This window comes from Bacillus sp. LNXM12-1 (assembly GCF_003004375.1).
GTDB lineage: Bacteria > Bacillota > Bacilli > Bacillales > Bacillaceae > Bacillus.
This window is the reverse complement of record NZ_PVWX01000003.1, coordinates 317,174-340,072: the sequence shown is the minus strand read 5'-3', so window position 1 is coordinate 340,072 and position 22,899 is coordinate 317,174. Positions and strand designations below refer to the sequence as shown.

General features: G+C 41.7%; 20 protein-coding genes. 13 read left to right on the top strand and 7 right to left on the bottom strand.

Features of this window, described 5'->3' with window-relative positions:
- The first annotated feature begins 49 nt into the window (after window positions 1-49).
- Window positions 50-757, top strand: coding sequence for an EcsC family protein (locus C6Y07_RS14065; RefSeq protein WP_060595922.1), 708 nt, complete (start codon window positions 50-52; stop codon window positions 755-757).
- 226 nt (window positions 758-983) lie between these two features.
- On the opposite strand, the gene C6Y07_RS14060 is transcribed toward C6Y07_RS14065, so the two are convergent.
- Complete coding sequence (locus tag C6Y07_RS14060) at window positions 984-2,171, bottom strand: M20 family metallopeptidase (protein ID WP_060595923.1); 1,188 nt, start codon at window positions 2,169-2,171, stop codon at window positions 984-986.
- A 283-nt stretch (window positions 2,172-2,454) separates the two neighbouring features.
- Between C6Y07_RS14060 and C6Y07_RS19110 the strand changes: the two genes are divergently transcribed.
- Complete coding sequence (locus C6Y07_RS19110) at window positions 2,455-2,607, top strand: hypothetical protein (protein ID WP_223249501.1); 153 nt, start codon at window positions 2,455-2,457, stop codon at window positions 2,605-2,607.
- A 64-nt stretch (window positions 2,608-2,671) separates the two neighbouring features.
- Here C6Y07_RS19110 and C6Y07_RS14050 read toward each other — a convergent pair whose 3' ends face one another.
- Window positions 2,672-3,157 carry an antibiotic biosynthesis monooxygenase family protein gene (locus tag C6Y07_RS14050; protein WP_060595924.1) on the bottom strand — a complete coding sequence of 162 codons (486 nt, stop codon included), beginning with the start codon at window positions 3,155-3,157 and terminating at the stop codon, window positions 2,672-2,674.
- Window positions 3,158-3,284: 127 nt separating this feature from the next.
- Here C6Y07_RS14050 and C6Y07_RS14045 point away from each other — a divergent pair, with 127 nt between their 5' ends.
- From C6Y07_RS14045 to C6Y07_RS14015, 7 genes are all read left to right on the top strand, one after another.
- Entirely contained in the window at window positions 3,285-5,420 is a 2,136-nt protein-coding gene (locus C6Y07_RS14045; protein WP_060595925.1) for a transglycosylase domain-containing protein, read from the top strand.
- Between the two features lie 124 nt (window positions 5,421-5,544).
- Window positions 5,545-6,603, top strand: a complete 1,059-nt coding sequence (hemE, locus tag C6Y07_RS14040) for a uroporphyrinogen decarboxylase (RefSeq protein WP_060595926.1) — start codon at window positions 5,545-5,547, stop codon at window positions 6,601-6,603.
- Window positions 6,604-6,635: 32 nt separating this feature from the next.
- Window positions 6,636-7,574, top strand: coding sequence for a ferrochelatase (gene hemH / locus C6Y07_RS14035; protein WP_034663560.1), 939 nt, complete (start codon window positions 6,636-6,638; stop codon window positions 7,572-7,574).
- A 22-nt stretch (window positions 7,575-7,596) separates the two neighbouring features.
- Window positions 7,597-9,009, top strand: coding sequence for a protoporphyrinogen oxidase (gene hemY, locus C6Y07_RS14030; RefSeq protein WP_060595927.1), 1,413 nt, complete (start codon window positions 7,597-7,599; stop codon window positions 9,007-9,009).
- Window positions 9,010-9,183: 174 nt separating this feature from the next.
- A complete protein-coding gene (locus C6Y07_RS14025; protein ID WP_034620016.1) occupies window positions 9,184-9,762 on the top strand; it encodes a TetR/AcrR family transcriptional regulator in 579 nt (192 codons plus the stop codon).
- 64 nt (window positions 9,763-9,826) lie between these two features.
- Window positions 9,827-12,136, top strand: coding sequence for a YhgE/Pip domain-containing protein (locus C6Y07_RS14020; protein WP_106156915.1), 2,310 nt, complete (start codon window positions 9,827-9,829; stop codon window positions 12,134-12,136).
- Between the two features lie 143 nt (window positions 12,137-12,279).
- Window positions 12,280-13,341, top strand: coding sequence for a M42 family metallopeptidase (locus tag C6Y07_RS14015; protein WP_106036613.1), 1,062 nt, complete (start codon window positions 12,280-12,282; stop codon window positions 13,339-13,341).
- Window positions 13,342-13,357: 16 nt separating this feature from the next.
- On the opposite strand, the gene gltT is transcribed toward C6Y07_RS14015, so the two are convergent.
- Window positions 13,358-14,647, bottom strand: coding sequence for a glutamate/proton symporter GltT (gene gltT / locus C6Y07_RS14010; RefSeq protein ID WP_034663550.1), 1,290 nt, complete (start codon window positions 14,645-14,647; stop codon window positions 13,358-13,360).
- A gap of 339 nt (window positions 14,648-14,986) precedes the next feature.
- Window positions 14,987-15,124: a protein YhfH gene (gene yhfH, locus C6Y07_RS14005; RefSeq protein ID WP_008359029.1), complete on the bottom strand. Its 138-nt coding sequence runs from the start codon at window positions 15,122-15,124 to the stop codon at window positions 14,987-14,989.
- Window positions 15,125-15,280: 156 nt separating this feature from the next.
- On the opposite strand from yhfH, the gene C6Y07_RS14000 reads away from it, so the two are divergent.
- The 3 genes from C6Y07_RS14000 to C6Y07_RS13990 all read left to right on the top strand — a co-directional run bounded on the left by C6Y07_RS14000 (window position 15,281) and on the right by C6Y07_RS13990 (window position 18,741).
- Entirely contained in the window at window positions 15,281-16,024 is a 744-nt protein-coding gene (locus C6Y07_RS14000) for an MBL fold metallo-hydrolase (RefSeq protein WP_189318381.1), read from the top strand.
- A 2-nt stretch (window positions 16,025-16,026) separates the two neighbouring features.
- Window positions 16,027-17,016, top strand: a complete 990-nt coding sequence (gene lplA, locus C6Y07_RS13995; protein ID WP_060595930.1) for a lipoate--protein ligase — start codon at window positions 16,027-16,029, stop codon at window positions 17,014-17,016.
- Window positions 17,017-17,187: 171 nt separating this feature from the next.
- On the top strand, window positions 17,188-18,741 hold the full coding sequence (locus C6Y07_RS13990; protein WP_060595931.1) for a fatty acid--CoA ligase family protein: 1,554 nt from the start codon (window positions 17,188-17,190) through the stop codon (window positions 18,739-18,741).
- 114 nt (window positions 18,742-18,855) lie between these two features.
- On the opposite strand, the gene C6Y07_RS13985 is transcribed toward C6Y07_RS13990, so the two are convergent.
- Window positions 18,856-19,263, bottom strand: coding sequence for a YhfM domain-containing protein (locus tag C6Y07_RS13985; RefSeq protein WP_066031080.1), 408 nt, complete (start codon window positions 19,261-19,263; stop codon window positions 18,856-18,858).
- Window positions 19,264-19,440: 177 nt separating this feature from the next.
- Between C6Y07_RS13985 and C6Y07_RS13980 the strand changes: the two genes are divergently transcribed.
- Window positions 19,441-20,724: a M48 family metallopeptidase gene (locus tag C6Y07_RS13980; protein ID WP_106156911.1), complete on the top strand. Its 1,284-nt coding sequence runs from the start codon at window positions 19,441-19,443 to the stop codon at window positions 20,722-20,724.
- Window positions 20,725-20,767: 43 nt separating this feature from the next.
- On the opposite strand, the gene C6Y07_RS13975 is transcribed toward C6Y07_RS13980, so the two are convergent.
- Window positions 20,768-21,913, bottom strand: coding sequence for a serine alkaline protease SapB (locus C6Y07_RS13975; protein WP_060595933.1), 1,146 nt, complete (start codon window positions 21,911-21,913; stop codon window positions 20,768-20,770).
- Between the two features lie 387 nt (window positions 21,914-22,300).
- A complete protein-coding gene (locus tag C6Y07_RS13970; RefSeq protein WP_106061820.1) occupies window positions 22,301-22,885 on the bottom strand; it encodes a histidine phosphatase family protein in 585 nt (194 codons plus the stop codon).
- Window positions 22,886-22,899: the final 14 nt, after the last annotated feature.

Below are 22,899 nucleotides of genomic sequence, written 5' to 3'. Positions count from 1 at the left end.
AGATATGTTTCTGACAGCAAGCGTATGATGACATCAAGGAGGGGTCCGGATGAATGCAGCTGAACGGGAGTTGTATGAAGAAGCCATTTTTTTTCAAACGCGTTTTTTAAGAAAACCTTCGAAGATCGAACGGTTTTCAAAAGGAGTTCAGCAGCAGGTGAACCGCCGAATCCCTGCTCGATTTCATCAAGTCATCACAAGTGCGGTCAAAACAATGGTTGAATCCACCGTATCAGGATCGCACTTCACTTCATTTTCGGTGATTGATGAGCAATTATCTATCATCGAGCGAAATGAACTGGCAAAGGAGAAAGTGAAGTACTATCAAAAGGCAGCTGCGATCGAAGGAATTGGAACAGGTGCAGGTGGTATATTGCTCGGTATGGCAGACTTTCCGCTGCTGCTTAGCATTAAGATGAAATGTCTTTATGAGCTGGCATGTATTTATGGCTTTGATTTGTCTCAAAAAGAAGAAAGACTCTTTTTGCTCTGTATATTTCAACTCGCCTTTTCCGGCAGTGCACATCGTCAAAAAATGATGAACATCATAGATGATTGGGAAACGAGCTGCGAGGAAATGGATTGGTACAGCTTTCAGCAGGAGTATCGAGATTACATTGACCTAGTGAAGCTATTTCAATTAATGCCGATCGTCGGAGCCGCTGTTGGCGGTGTGGCAAATCATCAGCTGACAGGACAGCTCGGAGATGTCGCTCGTCATGTGTTTCACTTACGAGTGTTGAAAGAAATGAAATAGAAAAGCCGCTGGCGACAGCGGCATCAGCGTGTAGACAAACCCTCGCATTCGTTGTCAGGGCTGCGTTCCGGTGCTCACGAATGTTCAATTCGCTCCGCTCCGGTACTCGTCCTTCCTAGACTTCAAAGGTTTTCTATCACACTGAAAAGAAGACAAAGGGCTAAAATAAAAATCATTTTAGCCCTTTGTCAATAATCTAAAGCCGCTGGCGAGAGCGGCTTTTTTTTCATTCATCGTAGGAAAGGACGGCACGGGCGAGTACCTTTGCTGCGACAGGCATTGCTTTTTCGTTGATATCAAATTTTGGGTGATGATGGGGATACACGTCTTGGCTGTTTTCAGGCATGGCGCCTGTGTAAAAGAAGGTACCAGGGACATGCTGAAGGTAGTAAGCAAAATCTTCTCCACCCATTTGGGTTTCCGCTTCTTTTACTTCTGTGACACCTTCTGTCTGTTTTGCGATGTCAGCAATATATTCAGTCGGCTTTGGATGATTTTTAACAGCAGGATATCCTCTCACATATTCATATGTGTAGTCGGCATCATGCATGTCGCACACCCCTTTCACGACCTGTTCAATTTCTCGTTCGATGGTGTGTCGTGCACTTTCTTCAAAGGATCGTGCAGTACCAGTTAAAACAGCTGAATCTGCAATGACGTTAAAAGCATTCTCTGCCACAAAACCTCCAACAGATACAACAGCAGAATCAACTGGATTGACTTTACGGGCAACGACTTGCTGCAGGTTTGCGACGATTTGTGAACCGATGAGTACGGCATCTTTCGTTAAGTGAGGCTGTGCGCCGTGTCCGCCTTTCCCCTGAACTCGAATAGAGAAGCGGTCGGCGGCTGCCATAAAGTTCCCGCTTTTATAAAGAACGGTGCCACAAGGCTCTGGAGACCAAAGGTGCGTACCGAATATGACATCGACACCGTCTAAGCAGCCGTCTTCAATCATTGGTTTTGCACCGCCTGGCGCATATTCTTCTGCGTGCTGATGAATGAGGACGATTTTCCCTTTTAATTGATCGCGGTGCTCATTCAAGATTTTCGCTAAGACAAGTAGTGTCGCTGTGTGCCCATCGTGCCCGCATGCATGCATCACACCTGGCTTTGTTGATTTGTAAGGCACTTCCTTTTCATCATGGATGGGAAGTGCATCAAAATCAGCCCTGAGGGCAATCGTCGGCCCCGGAGAAGCTCCTTCGATAAAGGCGAGTACACCATGGCCGCCCACCTGTGTACGTGTTGGTATATGTAATGTGTCATAGTAGTTGGCGATGAAAGCGGCTGTTTCTTCTTCCTGGAAAGAAAGTTCAGGATTCATGTGGAGATGGCGTCTAATTTCAACCATTTCCTCATAATGTTCATCAAGACGTTCATTAATGCTTTTTTGTAAAGTGGATATTGTCATTGAGTCGAAAACCTCCTTCATGCTCTTTTACTGATTGTATGGTAATTGTTAGAATCTTTCAACAGAAGAGGATTTCGCATGCTGCATCAAAAGGTCATTTTACATAAAAGTCGAAGTTGATATGAAGCGGGGAAAGGGAGGAATCGTGTTGGGAAGCTGTCCAAATTGTTCAAAAGCATTTTCTTTCGTTGAAAAGTTTCAATTATCACATACGAAAATGATGATGTGTCCAAGCTGTCGTCATCAAGTCAAAGAAACCTTTGTCTCCAAGATGAGTTTTTTCATGATCTGCTTGATTCCGCTATTGGTGATGCTCATTCAATTGAAAGGTGCTTCACCTATGTTGAAGTGGCCGATCTTATTAGGATGGATACTATTGAATTTTTATGTGCTTCAGCCGATCATTCATCGGTACGAGCTGACATCACGACGATAAAATGAAAAGCCCAGCTATTGGGCTTTTTTTCATGAAAAAAAGAAGTGCTGCTTTCAGCACTTCCTTAATTGTCTGTAACGGCATGATAGGATGTGAGAAAAGCAGGACGAGAGAAGATGGAGCCAGTATCCTCGTTTGGCTGAAAGAACGCTTCTGATTCTTGAAAGTCTTCAAATAAGTCCTCTGATTCCCAAAGTGTCATAATCAAATACACTTCTTCATCTTTTTTCGGTCTTAACACTCGAAGAGCCTGGAAGCCCCGCTGATGTTCCGAGATGTTCGTCTTCTTCTGAAAAGTAGATTCAAAAAGTGCTCTGCTTTCAAGCTTCACAGGGATATGATTCAAGGTGACGAAGCCAGATTGGACTAGCTCACCTTTCGCATAAATCACATCATAGGCATGAGGGGCTTTAAAAACAGTCTCGCCCTCCGTCTCATGGAAAAGAGCTGCTTGTTCTTTTCCGACCATATAAAGCAGATTTTCCTGATCGTGTTTCTTTGTGATTTTATGCAAGAAATCTGCTGTTCCATATGTGATATAGACATTCATCTAAACCGCCTCCTGCTTGATAGTATAACAAAAGAATGATATATAATTCTTTGGTAGTCAATCCATAAAACATATTATGAAGCAATACATCCCATACTATCCGTATAAAGGAATGAGGTGACCTAATTTGAAGAAAAAGAAGATAATCATTCCATTAGTCATTGCAGGAAGTACCATCGTACTTTCATTTATTGGCTATCTGACCATTTTATTTTTAGGACATTATGTCATAGATGAAAAGAAGCTTGTTTTTCACGCTTCATCCCAAATCATTGATCAGAATGGAAAAGAACTTACAAGTATGTATTCAGAAAATCGGGACCCTGTCTCATTAAAGGAGGTACCTGATAAAGTAGCGAAAGCTTTTGTGGCTGTCGAGGACAAACGATTTTATGAGCATCATGGTATTGATGCACAGTCAATTTCAAGGGCGGTTTATCGAGATATATTAGCAGGAGGAAAGGTAGAGGGCGGCAGTACAATCACTCAGCAGCTCGCAAAAAATATTTTTCTCACAAATGACAAAACCTTTCTTCGAAAAACAAAAGAAGTCATTATTGCCATTAATTTAGAAAGAGATTATTCAAAGGATAAACTGCTCGAGATGTATCTGAATCAGCTTTACTTCGGTCATGGCGTCTACGGTATTCAGGCAGCAGCCAATTATTACTTTAGTAAAGATGTGAAAGATTTAACTGTCAGCGAAGGGGCTACACTCGCTGCGATGCCAAAAGCGCCGTCTACTTACTCGCCTGTTTTACACCCTGATAAAAATAAACAAAGGCGGGACACCATCCTTAATTTAATGAATGAGCAAGGATATTTATCATCAACAGAAACAGTAGAAGCAAAAGGGAGAACACTAGGCATTCATTTGAAAAAGAAATCAGAAACGCCTTGGGTCGACAGCTATGTCGATCTCATCATTAAGGAGGCAGAATCAGAGTATGCCATTTCACATGAGCAATTGCTTCAAGGTGGTTATACCATTACAGTTCCGATCGATATGAATCTGCAAAAGGTCGCTTACGATGCGATGAAAAACAACCGTTATTTCCCGGGAAAAAGCGGTTCTCCTGAAAGCAGTGCCATCTTTATTGATAATGAGTCTGGCGGAGTAAAAGCAGCGATTGGAGGACGAGAATATCAAGCGAGGGGCTATAACAGGGTGACCGCTGTTAGACAGCCTGGATCTGTTTTCAAGCCGATCGCGGTATATGGTCCGGCAATGCAGGAGAAAAAATTCCGACCTTATTCCCTGCTTGAAGACAAAGAAAAAAGCTATGACGGCTATTCACCAAAGAATTACGATGGGCAGTATGAAGGCAGGGTCACAATGGTGGATGCGCTCATGAAAAGTAAGAATACAGCTGCGGTGTGGACATTAAGCGAGCTTGGTATTGATACCTCGAAATCATATCTCGAGAAAATGGGAATGGAGATTTCGGATAAAGGACTTGCCATGGCACTTGGCGGCTTAGAAAAAGGGGTTTCTCCACTTCAAATCGCTGGAGCTTTCCACACATTTGCAAATGAAGGCGTATATAAAAAGCCTTTCTTCATTCAAAAAATCACCAATGATGAAGGAGAAACGGTAGAGAAGAATCGCAGTAAGCCAGAACGAGTGTTTAGCGTGCAGAATGCTTGGAATATGACAAGAATGCTGCAGCAAGTCGTCAAAGGCGGAACAGCCCAGAGCGGTTCATATGCTGGAGATTTAGCAGGTAAAACAGGCACGACCACATATTCAGGTGTGAAAGGTGCAACAAAAGATGCTTGGTTTGCCGGCTATACGCCTAGTACAACGGGTGCGATCTGGATGGGGTATGACACAACCGATAACAGTCACTATTTAACTGGCGGCAGTCAATACCCAGTGCAGCTGTTTAAAGATATTTTAACGACAGCCCAAATCACCAATGAAACGTTTGAAAAACCAGAGGGAATTAAAGAACTTCAATCGCCAATCCATTTAGAGGGACTTTCAGGATTTGAAGCCCGCTATGCGTTTAAAATCAAAGGATTGTTTACATTAGAGCTTTCTTGGGACAAGCAGGAGGATAAACGGGTTGAATACCGTATTTATGAGAAGAGAAATGGAAACGAGACGCTGATCGATTCAGTGACAGGCGTGGGCAGCTACACAATGCCGTATGCCAACGTGTTTTCAGATGCGGAGTATAAGGTTGTTCCATATAATACCCAAACGCAAGAAGAAGGAGAAGGCAGTCCGTATGTCAAGCCAGAGGCTTTTGGACGTTAATATTCGGCGAATTTTTGAACATTGAGCCGCTTTAGTATACCGTGCCTTGAAAAAGCGGTATAGTAAAAGCAGTGTTTGAGCCTTATACAAAGAGCGTGTAAGGCGAAAGGTGGAATGAAAGGTAATGGGAAAAACGAAGGCTTTTAATGACACGTTCTTAAAGGCGTGCAAAGGGGAAAAAACAGACCATGTACCAGTTTGGTATATGAGACAGGCAGGACGCTCACAGCCTGAATATCGTGCCCTTAAAGAAAAATACGGGCTATTTGAAATTACGCATCAGCCAGAGTTATGTGCTTATGTAACAAGACTTCCTGTAGAACAATATGGTGTAGATGCCGCTATTTTATATAAAGATATTATGACCCCGCTTCCGGCTATTGGAGTGGACGTTGAAATTAAAAATGGAATTGGACCTGTGATTGATTCACCGATTCGGACAAAAGCAGATATTGAACGTCTTGGGGAGCTTCATCCTGAAGAAGACCTGCCATATGTGCTTGATACCATTCAGCTTTTAACGAAGGAGCAGCTGAATGTACCGCTCATTGGTTTTGCCGGTGCACCATTTACGATGGCAAGCTATATGATTGAAGGCGGCCCATCTAAAAACTATCATAAAACAAAAGCGCTGATGTACAGTGAGCCTGAGACATGGATGCTGCTCATGAACAAATTAGCTGATATGACGATCACGTACATACGTGCGCAGGTAAAAGCAGGGATCAGTGCGTTTCAAATCTTTGACTCATGGGTTGGTGCTTTAAATGCAGCAGATTACCGGACATTCATTAAACCTGTCATGCAGCGAATTTTCACAGAGTTGAAGAGTGAAAATGTACCAATGATCATGTACGGAGTTGGGGCAAGCCATCTGGTGAAAGATTGGCATGACCTGCCGCTAGATGTCGTTGGACTGGATTGGCGTATGAGTGTAGACGAGGCTCGAAAAGAAGGGCTCACAAAAACGTTACAAGGGAATCTTGATCCAACGATCTTACTTTCTCCTTGGGAAGTCATTGAAGAGAGAGCAAAAGATATTTTAGATCAAGGGATGAAATCAGATCACTTCATCTTTAACTTAGGTCATGGGGTATTTCCAGATGTTTCACCAGATACGTTAAAGAAGCTGACCGATTTTATTCACGACTATTCAGCTAAACATAAAAAAACATCCATCTAAACTATTTCAAATGATCTGAAGGAGTGTTGGTTGTGGAGAAAAAGAAAATGGGGCTTCTTGTCATGGCATATGGCACCCCATATAAAGAAGAAGACATTGAGCGTTATTATACACATATTCGTAGAGGCAGAAAGCCGGAGCCAGAAATGCTGCAAGATTTAAAGGATCGCTACAAGGCAATCGGCGGTATTTCTCCTTTATCAAAAATTACAGAGCAGCAGGCAAATGGTTTGTGTGAGCACTTGAATGACATTCAAGACGACATTGAATTTCATGTCTACATTGGCTTAAAACATATCGAGCCTTTCATTGAGGATGCAGTTGCTGAAATGCACAAGGACGGCATTACAGAAGCTGTGAGTATCGTTCTTGCGCCGCATTTCTCAACCTTTAGTGTGAAATCGTATAACAAACGTGCACAAGATGAGGCAGACAAGCTGGGCAATTTACAGATTACGTCTGTTGAAAGCTGGTACGATGAGCCGAAGTTTGTGGACTATTGGGTGAAACAAGTGAAGGATACGTATGCATCAATGAGTCAAGAGGAACGAGATTCCGCGGTACTTATTGTGTCTGCACACAGTCTGCCTGAAAAAATTATTGCAGCAGGAGATCCATATCCTGATCAGCTCGCACAATCGGCCAAAATGATTGCGGAAGGTGCGGGAATTGAACACTATGAAATTGGCTGGCAAAGTGAAGGCAACACGCCGGATCCATGGCTTGGACCAGACGTGCAAGACTTAACGCGGGATTTATTTGAACAAAAAGGCTATCAAACATTCGTGTATGTGCCTGTTGGTTTTGTCGCTGACCATCTTGAAGTGTTATACGACAACGATTATGAATGTAAAGTCGTGACAGATGAAATTGGTGCAGCATACTATCGTCCAGAAATGCCAAATGCGAAACCAGCATTTATTGATGCTCTGGCAACAGTCGTATTAAAGAAGCTTGACGAAAGCAAGTAATCATATAAAAGAAGGCGATCCTATGCATGACAATCAAAAACACCTTGTCATCATTGGCGGTGGCATCACTGGTTTAGCCGCCGCCTTCTATTTGGAAAAGGAAGTCGAAGAAAAAGGTCTTCCGATTCAAATATCTCTTATTGAAGCGAGCCCTAGGCTAGGTGGAAAAATACAAACATTATATAAAGACGGCTACATCATCGAACGTGGACCTGATTCATTTTTAGAAAGAAAAGTCAGTGGACCGCAGCTGGCTAAGGATGTCGGTCTGTCCGATCAGCTCGTCAATAATGAAACTGGGCAAGCGTATGTACTAGTCAACGAAACCCTTCATCCGATGCCAAAGGGTGCTGTGATGGGTATTCCAACTCAAATCAGCCCATTTATTACAACTGGTCTTTTTTCAGTTGCGGGAAAAGCGAGAGCGGCGATGGATTTCGTGTTGCCAAAAAGCAAGCAGACCGAAGATCAGTCGCTTGGTGAATTTTTTAGAAGACGTGTGGGTGATGAGGTCGTTGAGAATTTAATCGAGCCGCTTCTATCAGGCATTTACGCAGGGGATATTGACCGCCTGAGCTTAATGTCCACCTTCCCGCAATTTTATCAAACAGAACAGCAGCATCGCAGTTTGATTCTTGGGATGAAAAAATCACAGCAGCATGCGAAAGCACAGCAAGTGACTGCGAAAAAACAAGGACAGTTCCAAACGATCAATCAAGGACTGCAGTCGCTTGTGGAAGCAGTAGAAAGTAAGCTCAAGCTGACAACGGTGTATAAAGGGACAAAAGTGAAGCAGATTGAAAAAACAGAGGGAGGCTATGGTGTGCAATTAGACAGCGGTCAAACGCTTTTTGCCGATTCAACCATTGTCACGACTCCGCATCAATCGATCTATTCCATGTTTCCTAAAGAAGCAGGGCTTGAGTATTTGCATGACATGACCTCTACTTCTGTTGCAACGGTAGCACTCGGTTTTAAAGAAGAGGATGTTCATAATGAATATGACGGCACTGGTTTTGTCATCTCAAGAAACAGTGATTTCTCTATTACGGCCTGTACATGGACAAACAAAAAATGGCCGCATACAGCTCCGAAAGGAAAAACGCTATTGCGTGCGTATGTCGGAAAAGCTGGCGACGAATCGATTGTCGAGCAGTCAGACAGTCAAATCGTCAGCATCGTGCTTGAAGATTTAAAGAGAATCATGGATATTAAAGCAGATCCAGAATTGACGACAGTGACTCGCTGGAAGACCAGTATGCCGCAATATCACGTCGGTCATCAAAAAGCTATTTCGAACATGCGAGAAACGTTTAAGCAATCATATCCTGGTGTTTATATCACAGGTGCTGCTTTTGAAGGTGTTGGAATCCCTGATTGTATTGATCAAGGAAAAGCCGCCATCTCAGAAGCTGTATCGTATCTATTTTCATAAAAAACAACTCCCTTTTCTGTCATGGAAAGGGAGTTTTTCATGTTCGAATCATTCGAAAAGAGTTGGGAATCATAAATGTGAACAAAGTTGTTGCATCCGGGGAAAGGGATATGGTATATTACTTTCTGTACTTAATGACCAAAACGTTCAAATAGTCATTTCGGGAGTGAGATCATGAGTGTTGATAGGAGACAAATGATTTTAGATGGTGCGACGAAGGCATTTACTCAATTCGGGTATAAAGCGACCACAATGGACCTCGTGGCGAAGCTTGCCAACGTCGGGAAAGGTACCATTTATACATTTTTCAAAAACAAAGAAGAGTTGTTCGATGAAATTTTCACATCCCTTTTACTAGAGATGAGGAAAATTGCGGATGAGGCGATTGATGAGAAGAATAGTTTCTCTGAAAACCTTCACTTAGCACTCTTTGCAATTTTAGAATTTCGAAAAAACCACCAGCTCACAATTAAGATTTTTCAGGAAAATGCGGAGCTTGGCACGTCAGCGGTCAAGGAAATGATCGAAAAGATGGAGCAGATGATCATTCGCTATATCAAAATGAAAGTACAAGAAGCGATGGATAAAGGCGACATTAAGCCTTGTGATCCTGAATTGACTGCATTTGTGATGGTGAAACTATATATTGCACTGATTTTTGATTGGGAAAAGCGATACGAGCCTTTAACAAAAGAAGAGGTAGCCGAATCGCTGGAGCTTTATGTCTTAAAAGGACTATCTGCAACAACATAATTTTTTTTGAGTTCATATGACCAAATTTTATATTTAGTCATTCATCTATGGGAGGAAAACAGCAATGAATTTAATTCGGAATCAATGGAAAGACATTGTAACGAGCAAAAAACTACTGATCCCGATTTTAGCTGTCTTATTTATTCCGCTGATTTACAGTGGTGTATTTTTAAAAGCATATTGGGATCCATATGGTACAGTTGATCAACTGCCTGTAGCGGTTGTCAACTTGGATGAAGGCAGTCATTATGACGGGAAAACCCTTCATGTCGGCGATGATTTAGTGAAGGAATTAAAGAAAAACGATAATTTCAAATGGAATTTTGTCGATAGTGAAGAAAAGGCCGTAAAGGGATTAAATAACGAGGATTATTATCTCGTTGTGGAAATACCAAAAGACTTCTCGAAAAATGCAAGTACAGTGTTAGATAAACATCCGAAAAAATCGAATCTGAAATATTATACGAATCCAGGCGCAAACTATGCGGCGTCACAAATTGCGAATAATGCCATTATCAAATTAAAAGATTCGGTTTCAAAGGAAGTCACAAAAAATTACGCCGAGGTCATCTTTGATAACTTCAAAACGATTGCAAAAGGATTAGATCAAGCAAGCGATGGCGCGAAGAAAATTGATGACGGAACAAAAAGCGCAAAAGATGGCAGTACAAAGTTAAAAGACAACTTAGCCAAATTGGCTGAAGGTACGTTAACCTATAGCGAAGGTGTTCATCAGTTCGCAGGGAAAATGGGTGAACTGAACACAGGCATACAGTCTCTAGACAGTGGGCTCGGTCAGCTCTTAACAGGCTATCAAACCATTGATCAGAAATTTGGAGATCTTGGTACAGGAATTGATACATTAACCGAAGGATTAAACACAAGCCGTGAAGGACATCAGCAGCTCGCTTCTAAAATGCCGCAATTCACAGCGGGCATTGAGCAGCTAAACAATAAAGCACAATCCTTTTCAGAAAAAATTGCAGCAGTAGAAAAAGTCTTATCGTCACCAGAATTAGCGAATCTTGAAAAGATGGCGCCTAAACTCGATCAGGTGAAAAAAGACGCAAAAACGTTCAGTACAAAACTTGCTTCATTAAAAGAAGCATTATCAAATCGAGATGCTAAAGTAAAAAGCATTATCCAAAACAGCTCCATGACAGATGAAGAGAAAAAGGCGGCAATGGATCAGCTGAACAGTCTGCCTAAAATCGAACTGCCTGATCTGTCTGGACTCGAACAAAGCTTAGCGGCCTTGCAGGAACTGCCTGATGCAAGTGAGGTACAGTCTGCGGTTGCATCTGCAAAAGCTCAGCTGCAGCAAGTCAAACAGCTGCCAAAGAAAACAGAACAGCTGTACACGTCTACAGTCGCGATACAAAATGCGATCGACCAAATGACATCTGGTACGAATAAATTATATCAAGGTGCATTGAAGCTTCAAACAGGTCAAGGCCAATTACAAGATGGCCTGCAAACAGCAAATGGAAAGCTTGATACGGCGAAAAGCGGAGCGGATAAGCTTGCAAATGGATCAAGCCAGCTTAGCGCAGCGTTAAATAAGCTGGAAAGTGGTTCAACAAATATCCAAAGCAATACATCTAAGCTTGCCGAAGGCTCAAAATCGCTTGATAAAGGATTGGGAGATTTAAAGAGCGGTACAGGTAAGCTGTCCAATAAATTGAAAAGCGCCGCTGATGAAACAGGGGAAATTGATGCAAATCAAGACAATTACAATATGATTGCAAGCCCTGTTAAAACAGAGAATGATACAGCGAAAAAGATTGATAATTATGGAACAGGGCTCACGCCTTATATTTTATCCATGGGACTCTTTGTTGGGGCTCTGATGCTCACCGTTGTATTCCCAATGAAAGACCCTGCTGGACGCCCTAGAAATGCGTTTGAATGGTTTGTCAGCAAATATAGCGTGCTTCTGCTTGTCGGTATCCTGCAAGCAGTCATTGCAAGTACGATGCTCATCTTTGGGCTTGGTCTTGAGGTGGAAAGCCTCTGGCGCTTCTATCTCTTTGCAATCATCGTCAGTCTGACATTCTTAGCGATCATTCAGCTGCTATCGACAACAATGGGGAACCCAGGACGCTTCATTGCCGTCATTATCTTAGTTCTTCAGCTCGCAGCAAGTGCTGGTACATTCCCGCTTGAGCTTGTTCCTAAATTCTTCCAAGTCATTCATAGTCTGCTTCCAATGACGTATACAATCAATGGATTTAGAACGATCATTGCAAGCGGTGATGACAGCTATTTATGGCACCAAGCAGCGATTCTTGGAACAGTTGCGATCATCATGATGGCGGCAACAACCGCATACTTTGCTTGGAACGTAAGAAAAATGAAACAAGACGAAGCTTAATCAATGAATCCTTTCTCTTGATAGAGGAAGGATTTTTGATTTGAAATTAGACATCTTGAACCCGAAGCGATATATTTTAAGAAGAGATGCTATAAAAGGCATACATGGAAGGAATTGCTTTCAGACAAAGGAGGAAATGCCGAATGACAACTGAAGTAAACGAAACCGTTCAGCTGATTCAAAAGCTCGTATCGATCCCAAGTCCGTCAGGGAATACAGAAAAGGTGATTGGCTTTGTTGAACGCTTTTTACAGGATGTAAATATTGAGACAAAACGAAATCGAAAGGGCGGCTTAATTGCCACTATTAAAGGAACCGATGATAAGGAACACCGCATGCTGACAGCACATGTCGATACGCTTGGTGCGATGGTAAAGGAGATTAAATCAAATGGACGGCTTCGTCTTGCACTCATTGGAGGCTTTCAGTATAACTCAATCGAAGGTGAATACTGTGAAATTGAAACCGCTTCAGGCCATACATACACAGGAACCATTCTCATGCATCAAACGTCAGTTCATGTCTATGCGGATGCGGGAAAAGCAAAACGAAACCAAGAGAATATGGAGATCCGACTCGATGAAAAGGTGCAAAATGCAGACGATGTCAAAGCACTTGGCATTCAAGTAGGGGACTTTATCTCATTTGATCCTAGAGTGGAAGTGACGTCTTCAGGTTTTATTAAATCAAGACACCTTGATGACAAGGCAAGTGTGGCGCTCTTGCTGCGACTCATCCACCGCATTCAAAAGGAAAACATCACATTGCCGCATACGACGCACTTCTTAATTTCCAATAATGAAGAGATTGGCTACGGTGGAAATTCCAATATTCCAGAAGAAACGGTGGAATACCTCGCTGTCGATATGGGAGCTATCGGCGATGGTCAATCAACAGATGAATACAGTGTGTCTATTTGTGTGAAGGACTCAAGCGGTCCTTATCATTTTGGATTACGCAAGCATTTAGCCGCATTAGCAGAGGAGAACAATATTGATTACCGTCTAGATATTTACCCTTATTACGGCTCTGATGCATCAGCAGCCATTAGAGCAGGATATGATATCATACATGGACTGATTGGTCCTGGCATAGATTCCTCGCATGCATTTGAACGAACACATGAAGATTCTCTCGTCCATACAGCGAATCTCCTTTATCACTATGTTCAATCAGAATTAATCACGAAAAAAGAACCCCGATAGATGGGGTTCTTTTTCGTTAGCTTGAAAGCTGTGTCGGTTCAGGTACTTCTTGTCCAGTCATCACGCGATGTCCTTTTTCAGGGTCATATTGTCCTTCCCATTTAGACATCACAACAGCTGCAAGTGCATTTCCTGTTAAGTTAACAACTGTTCGCGCCATATCCATGATACGATCCACACCTGCAATAAATGCAAGACCTTCAGCAGGTACACCGATCGTTCCTAATGTTGCGAGTAATACAACAAAGGAAGTGCCAGGAACGGCAGCCATTCCTTTAGATGTCACCATCAGTACAAGAACAAGTGTGAGCTGCTGGACGATCGTGAGGTCAATGCCATATACCTGTGCAAGGAAAAGCGCAGCAATAGCTTGATACAGTACGGAGCCGTCTAGGTTAAACGTATAACCGATTGGGATAACGAAAGAAACAATTCCCTTCGGACATCCAATGCGCTCCATTTTATCCATGACTCTTGGTAAAACTGTTTCAGAGCTGGATGTACTAAAGGCAAGAAGCATTTCGTCTTTCATGTAAGCAAGAAATCTGAAAATATTGACGCCAATCATCTTTCCAATAATTCCGAATACAACGATAAGGAAGAGAGCGAGCGCAAAATAAACAAGACCTACAAGCTTACCTAATGAAATAAGAGATTCAAGACCAAATTTTGATACAGTCACACCAATGAGTGCGAAGACACCAAATGGTGCAGCTTTCATCACAACATTGACGACATGGAACATGGCGTGTGATACACCTTCGAAGAAGGCGAGCACTGGTTTGCCGCGTTCACCAATGGCTGAAACGCCAAGAGCAAATAACACAGTGAAGAAAATAATCGCAAGCAAATCACCTTCCGCCAATGATTGGAAGAAGTTCGTTGGAACGATATGAAGGAACGTATCAGCAACTGATTTGCTGCTTTGCTCTTTTTCCGTTTCAACATACTGGCTAATATCTTGTTTTTCCGTATTTCCAAAGTCAACGCCTGCACCAGGTTGAACAAAGTTTGCAAGCGCAAGACCAAGAATAATCGCAAATGTTGTGATAATTTCAAAATAAAGAATAGTTCTAAAACCAAGTTTCCCTACTTTTTTACCATCACCGGCACCTGCAACACCTAAAATTAAGCTAGATACGACAATTGGTATAACAATCATCTTAATGAGTCTTAAGAAGAAGTCTCCAATTGGTTTTAAATAAGTCTCAACGCCTGGGTTACCGAAAAAGATTGCCCCAACAACGACACCGAGAATAAGACCGATTAGGATTTGTGTAGCTAATCCAAATTTTAATTTTTTCATAGATTTCCTCCCTAACATATTCATTAAAGGAATATTCCCATCATATTAAGTTTTAATATATGAATTAAAGTATAACTAAAATTAAAGAGGCTCGTCCACGATTAAATTATATTAAGAAAATACAAAATTGTTTGAAAAAATGAACATTTAGAACCTCCTTTATTGATTCAAGTCAATAAAAAGTGTCTTCAGAACTAAAACTCATCATATGAAAATACTAAAAAACCCTTTTAGGACAAGGGTTTTACCTTTTTACCTATTTTTTAGAAAAAATAAAAAGCACTTTTGACTCCAACTGACGATGGAGGAAAAAAGTGCTTTTTAATTCAATTTTTTACCTTATTTAAGATAACTTACTTGTGAGCATTCCTCACATTCATTACCGTAACACTCGTGTTGTTCCATTAAATCATTTCCACATTTTGTGCATTTCTTTGAGGGCAAATTTCTAAAAAACTCAGTGATTTTTCCTAGCATTTGTCATCCTCCAATACATTTTGTTGCTATTATTGTATTATAACAGATTTATAATTGTCAATCTGTTTTGCAACAATAGGCAAGAAGAATGCTTTTTTCATGAAAAATGGGTATATTGTAAGAAGGGGATTTTTAGAAAAGGAGGGAAAAATGACGATGAAATTAACTGTCATTGGATGCTACGGAGGGTTTCCGGCCGCTGGTGAAGCGACGTCAGGGTACCTTTTTGAATCAGATGGCTTTCGTCTGCTTGTAGACTGCGGGAGCGGTGTTCTTTCCAAACTGCAGCAATACATGGATATAGAAGAACTAGATGCTGTTCTCCTTTCTCATTATCACCACGATCATATTGCGGATATCGGACCACTCCAATATGCGAAGCTAGTGGGATATCATTTAGGAAAAAGCAGCGGTCCGCTTCCGATCTATGGACATACGGGTGATCAAAAAGCATTTGGGCGACTTGCGGATGATGTACATACTAAGGCAGAGGCTTATCAGCCAGAAGAGGGTATTCAAATTGGTCCATTTCAAATTGATTTTTTGAAAACGGTTCATCCGGCAGAATGCTATGCTATGAGAATTCAGGCAGGGGATGCTGTGGTGGTGTATACAGCAGACTCAAGTTATCAGGACGCATTTATCCCATTTAGCAAGGATGCAGATCTACTGATTGCTGAAAGCAATTTTTATGCTGGACAGGACGGATCGGGTGCAGGACATATGAACAGTACAGAGGCGGGCAAGCTTGCAAGGAAAGCAAATGTTGGGGAACTCATCATCACGCATTTGCCCCATTTTGGTCGTCATAAAGACCTAGTCAATGAAGCACAGGCGTTATATACTGGCAATATACAGCTTGCCCATTCAGGGCTTAGATGGAACAAGGAAGGAAGATAGAGATGCTGTTTATCGATAACGAACAACATTATGATCCAATGATTAATTTGGCAATAGAAGAGTATTGCTTAAAATATTTAGATCCTGATGAAACGTATTTGCTGTTTTACATCAATCAGCCGTCGATTATTATTGGAAAGAACCAAAATACAATAGAAGAAATCAATACGAAGTATGTGGAAGACAACGGCATCAAAGTTGTCCGCCGCCTGTCCGGTGGTGGTGCAGTTTACCATGACAAAGGAAACTTAAACTTCAGTTTTATCACAAAAGATGATGGGGACAGCTTCCATAACTTCAAAAAGTTCACCGAGCCAGTCATCAAAGCGCTTGAAAAGCTTGGTGTCAAAGCGGAATTAAGCGGGAGAAATGACATTATGGCAGATGGACGAAAAATTTCTGGAAATGCCCAGTTCGCTACAAGAGGACGTATTTTCAGCCATGGCACGCTGCTATTTGATTCAGAAATCGAACATGTCGTTTCGGCTTTAAATGTGAAAAAAGAAAAGATTGAATCAAAAGGCATTAAATCCATTAGAAGCAGGGTTGCCAATATTAGTGAATTGATGGATCAAAAGATGACAACAGAAGAATTTAGAAAAATTCTTTTAAGCTACATTTTCGATACGAATGGGGATGTCCCTCAATATCAGTTGACTGAGAAGGATTGGGAAAAGATTCACGAGATTTCTCGGGATCGATATCAAAAATGGGAATGGAACTACGGCCGTTCACCGAAATTTAATTTACAGCATTCTAAAAGATTCCCAGCAGGCTCCATTGATCTTCGATTAGAAGTGAAAAAAGGCATCATCCAAGACTGCAAAATCTTTGGTGATTTCTTTGGTGTAGGGGATATTGCTGATATTGAAAAAAGACTCATTGGGCAGCAATATGATCGCAAAACGATCAGCGACGTATTAGAAGATATGGATATGCGCCACTACTTCGGCAACGTATCAAAAGAGGATTTTCTTGATTTGATTTATTAAAAGGGACAAGCACGGCTAGAGATAGCGGTGCTTTTTTGATTGAAAGAAATGAAAGCGATTCACATTTGATCTTGTGGATTTTTTCGATTGTCTATTATAATAGAAAGGAGGAATGTTTGGCCATAAAATGAATGGCTATTCATTCATTAATGACGTGTAAGGGGTGGGAGAATGGATTTGATCAAAAATCTAGAGCAGACGGCGATGACGAAAGGAGAAAATATCGCACTGATCTTTGAAGGAAATAAGTGGACCTATCGAGAGCTGATGACAAGTATCGAGCGATTTGCAGATGGATTAGTCAACGAAGGGTTTCAAGCTGGGGACCATATCGCGCTTATTTTAGGAAATTCACCGCATTTTGTCATTTCTTTTTTTGGTGCCTTAAAGGCAGGACTTGTCGTAGTACCAGTCAATCCAACATACACGCCTAGTGAAATTGGCTATATGCTGATTACAGGTGATGTAAAAGGCATTGTTGCCCCTGAACAGCTACTGCCAGTGTACGAGCAGGTGTACGAACAGCTTCCGTCTATTGAACGAGTGATTATTTGTGCAGAAAATGAATCTGCATGCAGATCAAGTTTTAAGGAAGTATCTGATCGTCTTGTCTTCTTTGGAAAGCTTGTGTCTGGTCATGCGAAAGAGAACGTGCATCCTTCTATTCATCAGGATGATACGGCAGTTATTCTATTTACATCTGGCACGACAGGAAAACCAAAGGGTGCGATGCTGACTCATTTCAACCTTTATTCAAATGCCAGAGACGTCGCTGAGTACCTATCCATTGATGAAAAGGACAAGGTCATCGCCGCTTTGCCGATGTTCCACGTATTTTGTTTAACGGTTTGTATGAATGCACCATTGATTCATGGCGCGACCATTTATGTCATGCCGCATTTCAGCCCATCGGAGCTTTTGCGTATGATGGAAAAAGAGAAGCCAACGTTATTTGTTGGTGTTCCCACTATGTATAACTATTTGTACTGCCAGGAAGGGCACGAGGAAGCGATGTCCTCAGTGAGGATTTGTATATCTGGCGGTGCCTCAATGCCTGTTGCCTTACTTCACGGTTTTGAGAAAAAATTTGGTGTCACGGTGCTGGAGGGCTACGGATTATCAGAGGCTTCCCCAGTAACTGCATTCAATCCTCTTGATGGAAAAAGAAAACCCGGTTCAGTTGGGACCGACATTATGAATGTGAAGAATAAGATCGTGAATGAACTGGGAGAAGAAGTCGGTCCAAATGAAGTCGGAGAGCTGATAGCAAAAGGACCAAACATTATGAAAGGCTACTATCAAATGCCAGAAGATACTGAAGCTGCACTAAGAGGCGGCTGGCTGTATACCGGTGATTTAGCGAGAAGAGATGAAGAAGGATACATTTATATTGTCGATCGGAAAAAGGATATGATTCTCGTTGGCGGGTATAATGTTTATCCAAGAGAAGTAGAAGAAGTGCTTTATCAACATGAAGCTGTAGCAGAAGCCGTCGTCATCGGTGTGCCAGATCCGAACACCGGAGAAGCTGTCGTCTGTTACATTTCCCCTAAGAAACATGCTCACATCAATCAAGAAGACATCATCACACATTGTTCACGCTTTTTAGCGAAATATAAGCAGCCCCAAACGATCCATTTCATAGATGATATTCCAAAGAACACAACAGGTAAAATTTTAAGAAGAGCACTAAAGGAAAAGTATCAAGCAGAAGAAAGTAAATAAAAAAAGGGAGTCTCTTATGAGGAGGCTCCCTCAGCGTTTAGACAAACCCTCGCATTCAGGTCTGAAAAGGTTTTCTATCACGCTGAAAAGAAGACAAAGGGCTAAAATAAAATTTTAGCTCTTTTGAATCGCTTCTTTTAGCTGTTTCTGAAAAGAATTAGACTGTTTTTGATTCAGTTCATAATAAGTCCCATCTACTAAAAAAACGACCTGTGATCGGCTCGTCCAGAGCTGAAAGGTGGTGCCGTTTGTTCGGCCGTACATCACCTTGGCGATATAATCTGGTTCCTTTAAATTTTTCTTAAGATGATTGCTTGTTTGTTTGCCTTTGTTTAATTCTTCTATTAAATCTTCTGCTGTGTCCTTATCATCTATTTCATAAGAAGTGGACTCGTTTGCAGGTGAAAGCAGCAATTTTTCTGCTCGATTCTCATCAAAGATTTCGCTCGTCCGGCTGAACACATAAAAGAAGGTAATGAGTAAAAGTCCAAAGATCACAACTCCTGCAAGGATTTTCTTCATTTTAATCCTCCAACTCTCTGTTTTATATGTAGCATCTCCGATTTTCGAGTAGCATAATCATTTTTTTCGCGAAAGCTTTTTCAGATGGGGCATGCTATGATGGAGCCACATGAGACAGGTTCTAAACAAAAAAATGGTTGATTAGAATAGAGAGAGGGATGGAAAGGAGGCTGACCAGTGCGAGTACGTAAATGGGTAGCTCTTGCAACGGTAGCTTACATATTGTACGGTCTTTTTATTTATTCTTATTTGTTTCTATTTGGGGATTCATCGGTTCCTGAAAGTGTAAAAGGAACAAGTGCAGATCCGCATACCTTTATGACAAGCCATGAACTTGTCATCAGCGAGAATTTCTCGAACATACGTAATCTGCTGTATTTCATGACAATTCCATTAGATTGGTATGTTTTTTTTCTTCTGCTCATTTCAAGGTTTTCACGAAAAATAGCAGACTGGAGCCTGGCAGCAGCTCGTTTCACATTTTTAAGCAAACTTGTATATGTGTTTGTGTTGTCGCTTTTGACAATGCTGATTTCATTGCCCATTAAGTGGATTGGCTATCAGCTGTCTTTGCACTACGGAGTATCTGCTCAAAGTACGGCAAGCTGGTTTAAAGATCAAATACTGGATTTCTGGATTCAATATCCACTTCTTGCCCTATGTGCTATTGTATTCTTTTGGCTCATTCAAAAAAGAAGAAAGCGTTGGTGGCTGTATGCTTGGTGTTTGACAGTCCCCTTCACGCTATTTCTCTTCTTTATACAGCCGGTCGTCATTGATCCGTTATATAACAATTTTTATCCACTAAAGGATCAAGCTCTTGAGAACAAGATCTTAACGCTTGCAGACAAAGCACATATCCTCTCAGATCATGTATATGAGGTCAATATGTCTGAGAAAACGAATACAATGAATGCTTATGTCACAGGGATTGGTGAAAATAAGCGTATTGTGTTATGGGATACGACACTGCAAAAGCTGAAAGATCGCGAAATTTTATTTATTATGGCACATGAAATGGGACATTACGTCATGAAGCATGTCTATATAGGATTAGCAGGATATCTAGTGCTGTCACTTGCCGGATTTTTTGCGATTGACCGTCTCTATTTTTATTTTTATCAAAAGGGAGCAGTTCCATTTCGGCTGAGGGTGTCAAACGACATCGCTGCTCTTCCGCTTCTTCTCATTATCGTATCGATGCTGTCATTTGCAACTTCACCTTTTACAAATGCAGTTTCAAGACATCAAGAACGAGCAGCTGACGAATATGCGGTAAACCTGACAAAAGACGGAGAGGCAGGGGTGACGTCTTTTCAAAAGCTTGCAAAATCAGGGCTGTCTCAGGTGAATCCACCGCTTTTAGTGAAGGTCTTCCGCTATGGACACCCAACCATGATGGAGAGAATCATGGAGATGGAAAATGCAGCGGAAAAAGAGGAAACGTCGAGGAAGCAATAAATAAAAAAACCGGCTGGATCAGCCGGATTTTTTTCGCGGTTGTTTAGTTAGAAGCCGCTTGAGCGTTGATTAACCCTTTTCCGTAATAGAAGGAGTTACCAAGCGGTGTTGCCGTGTTTTCTAAGCGCTGGCGAACCTGTGAATTTGATAGGTTCGGATTTTTAGAAAGAATAAGCGCTGCTGCTCCTGCTACATGAGGAGACGCCATAGAAGTTCCAGTATAAGATGTGTATCCACTGCTTGGTACTGTACTTAAAATAGAAGTACCAGGTGCAGAAACATCTAATTCAGGACCTGCGCTGGAAGACGAGTTTCTGACATTGCTGCTGTTTACATTGGCAACGGCAATTGTAGAATCATATTTTGCTGGATAGCCAACTGTACTTGTAGAGCCAGTGGAACCTGAATTACCTGCGGCCGCCACAACAACGACTCCGCGGTTATTTGCTGTATCAACGGCATTTTTAAGCGCTGTTGAACCGTTTGGTCCACCTAAGCTCATATTGATGACATCCATGTTATTGGCTACAGCCCATTCAATACCGCTAATGATCCAGCTGTATTGTCCGTCGCCATTGCGGTCTAATACTTTAACAGCATATAGGGAAGCACTTGGAGCGACCCCAAGAACACCAATTGTGTTATCAAGGGCAGCAATGGTTCCGGCTACGTGAGTTCCATGTGATTGAAAGTCTTGGGTGGCATTTGGCTCTGAAGGGACGAAGCTGGCACCGCCTGCAACATTTAAGTCAGGATGTGCAGCGTGGATTCCAGTATCAAGGACAGCTACTTTGACATTAGCACCTTTATAACCTTGAGCGTGTACAGCTGGAGCTTTGATTTGAGGGATTCCATAAGGGACGGTTTGTGCATATGCTTCTGCTTTGTGGTCTTCTTCTACGTAAGCAATGCTAGGGTCATGTTCAAGTTTTTTTGCGGCTTGTTCGGACATCTTTACTTGTGCGGCATTAATAAGACGATATTGCTTTTCTAGTTTTCCGCCATTTTGAGTGACGGCTTGTTTCTTAGAGCTGTTTGTGGTGGCAGAGGCTTTAAAGCCAACAATATAGCTCTTTTCACTATCTGACTTTGAGACCGTCTCGGCATTTGCCATTGAGCCTCCAAACCCTGCTGAAAACAGAAGAGGGACAGCCAATAAAACACTTGTCATTACATTTTTCTTTTTCACGCACAATCCACATCCCTTTTTTCTTATTTCAGAATAATCATTCGTAGTCTATAAGAATGATTCGTTTGATTATTCTGTATATTCAGTTTAAGGGAAGTAGGCAAATAAGAGTAGACCCGAATTTTTGTGAAAGTCCTAGCGAAAATTGGGGAATTAAGTCACTTGGAAACGTTGGGAAAATATGTTTGTTCTACTGTTTCAGCGGTTATCTATTAAAAAGGAAGTGTGCTTTTTTTCTTATGATCCATTTTCGGACAAATATTCGATACCCGAAAAGCCTTAAAATAGGTAGAAACGTCTAGCATCTATTTCGAATTTCGATATAAAAAAATATTATTTTATTTTGTTTTTGTCGTTTAAAAAGAACCTGTTACAATAACAGGTTCTTTAAGAAGGGGAGGATTGAGTTAAATGGCTGACCACGTTGTAATCAAGGACCTTCCATTCACCATCTTTCCATTCCACATAATTTAAGCAAGCATTGACAAGTCTCGTGTTCTCTAGACCCAGATGTTCATCCGCTAAGGTGGTAAGTAAAGCATGGATAGCAGCGCCGTGTGCCACGATCAGGACTTTTTGATTTGGATAGGCTGCTCTGACTTTCTCAATGCCTTCTACCATTCGATCTTGAATCGCCTCAAGCGGCTCCATGTTTGGATACTGTTTATCTGGGAACAGCTTTTGGCGCTCCTCAAACGACATGCCTTCAGCGTCACCATAATCACGTTCAATGAAATCATCCATGATGACAAGAGGCGCATCTACATGTTTTAAAATCAAGTGAGCCGTTTCTTTTGCCCTTGTGAGTGGACTGGAAATGACAACATCCCAATGGACATTCTTTAAGTAAAGTCCCGTTTGTTCAGCCTGCCATTTACCAGTGTCGTTTAAAAGGATATCTGTTCGTCCTTGAATTCGTTTCGCTGCATTCCAATCTGTTTCCCCGTGTCTGACTAGGCAAATTGTTGTCAAGCAAATCCCGCCTT

What these genes read in the sequence shown, in the direction of transcription:
- C6Y07_RS14020 (WP_106156915.1), top strand. Translation starts at nt 9,827, where the DNA reads ATGAATTTAATTCGGAATCAATGGAAAGACATTGTAACGAGCAAAAAA.
- hemY (WP_060595927.1), top strand. Translation starts at nt 7,597, where the DNA reads ATGCATGACAATCAAAAACACCTTGTCATCATTGGCGGTGGCATCACT.
- C6Y07_RS14050 (WP_060595924.1), bottom strand. Translation starts at nt 3,157, where the DNA reads ATGAATGTCTATATCACATATGGAACAGCAGATTTCTTGCATAAAATC.
- C6Y07_RS14060 (WP_060595923.1), bottom strand. Translation starts at nt 2,171, where the DNA reads ATGACAATATCCACTTTACAAAAAAGCATTAATGAACGTCTTGATGAA.
- C6Y07_RS14000 (WP_189318381.1), top strand. Translation starts at nt 15,281, where the DNA reads ATGAAATTAACTGTCATTGGATGCTACGGAGGGTTTCCGGCCGCTGGT.
- C6Y07_RS13990 (WP_060595931.1), top strand. Translation starts at nt 17,188, where the DNA reads ATGGATTTGATCAAAAATCTAGAGCAGACGGCGATGACGAAAGGAGAA.
- C6Y07_RS14025 (WP_034620016.1), top strand. Translation starts at nt 9,184, where the DNA reads ATGAGTGTTGATAGGAGACAAATGATTTTAGATGGTGCGACGAAGGCA.
- hemE (WP_060595926.1), top strand. Translation starts at nt 5,545, where the DNA reads ATGGGAAAAACGAAGGCTTTTAATGACACGTTCTTAAAGGCGTGCAAA.
- C6Y07_RS13985 (WP_066031080.1), bottom strand. Translation starts at nt 19,263, where the DNA reads ATGAAGAAAATCCTTGCAGGAGTTGTGATCTTTGGACTTTTACTCATT.
- yhfH (WP_008359029.1), bottom strand. Translation starts at nt 15,124, where the DNA reads ATGCTAGGAAAAATCACTGAGTTTTTTAGAAATTTGCCCTCAAAGAAA.
- gltT (WP_034663550.1), bottom strand. Translation starts at nt 14,647, where the DNA reads ATGAAAAAATTAAAATTTGGATTAGCTACACAAATCCTAATCGGTCTT.
- C6Y07_RS14065 (WP_060595922.1), top strand. Translation starts at nt 50, where the DNA reads ATGAATGCAGCTGAACGGGAGTTGTATGAAGAAGCCATTTTTTTTCAA.
- C6Y07_RS14015 (WP_106036613.1), top strand. Translation starts at nt 12,280, where the DNA reads ATGACAACTGAAGTAAACGAAACCGTTCAGCTGATTCAAAAGCTCGTA.
- lplA (WP_060595930.1), top strand. Translation starts at nt 16,027, where the DNA reads ATGCTGTTTATCGATAACGAACAACATTATGATCCAATGATTAATTTG.
- C6Y07_RS19110 (WP_223249501.1), top strand. Translation starts at nt 2,455, where the DNA reads ATGATCTGCTTGATTCCGCTATTGGTGATGCTCATTCAATTGAAAGGT.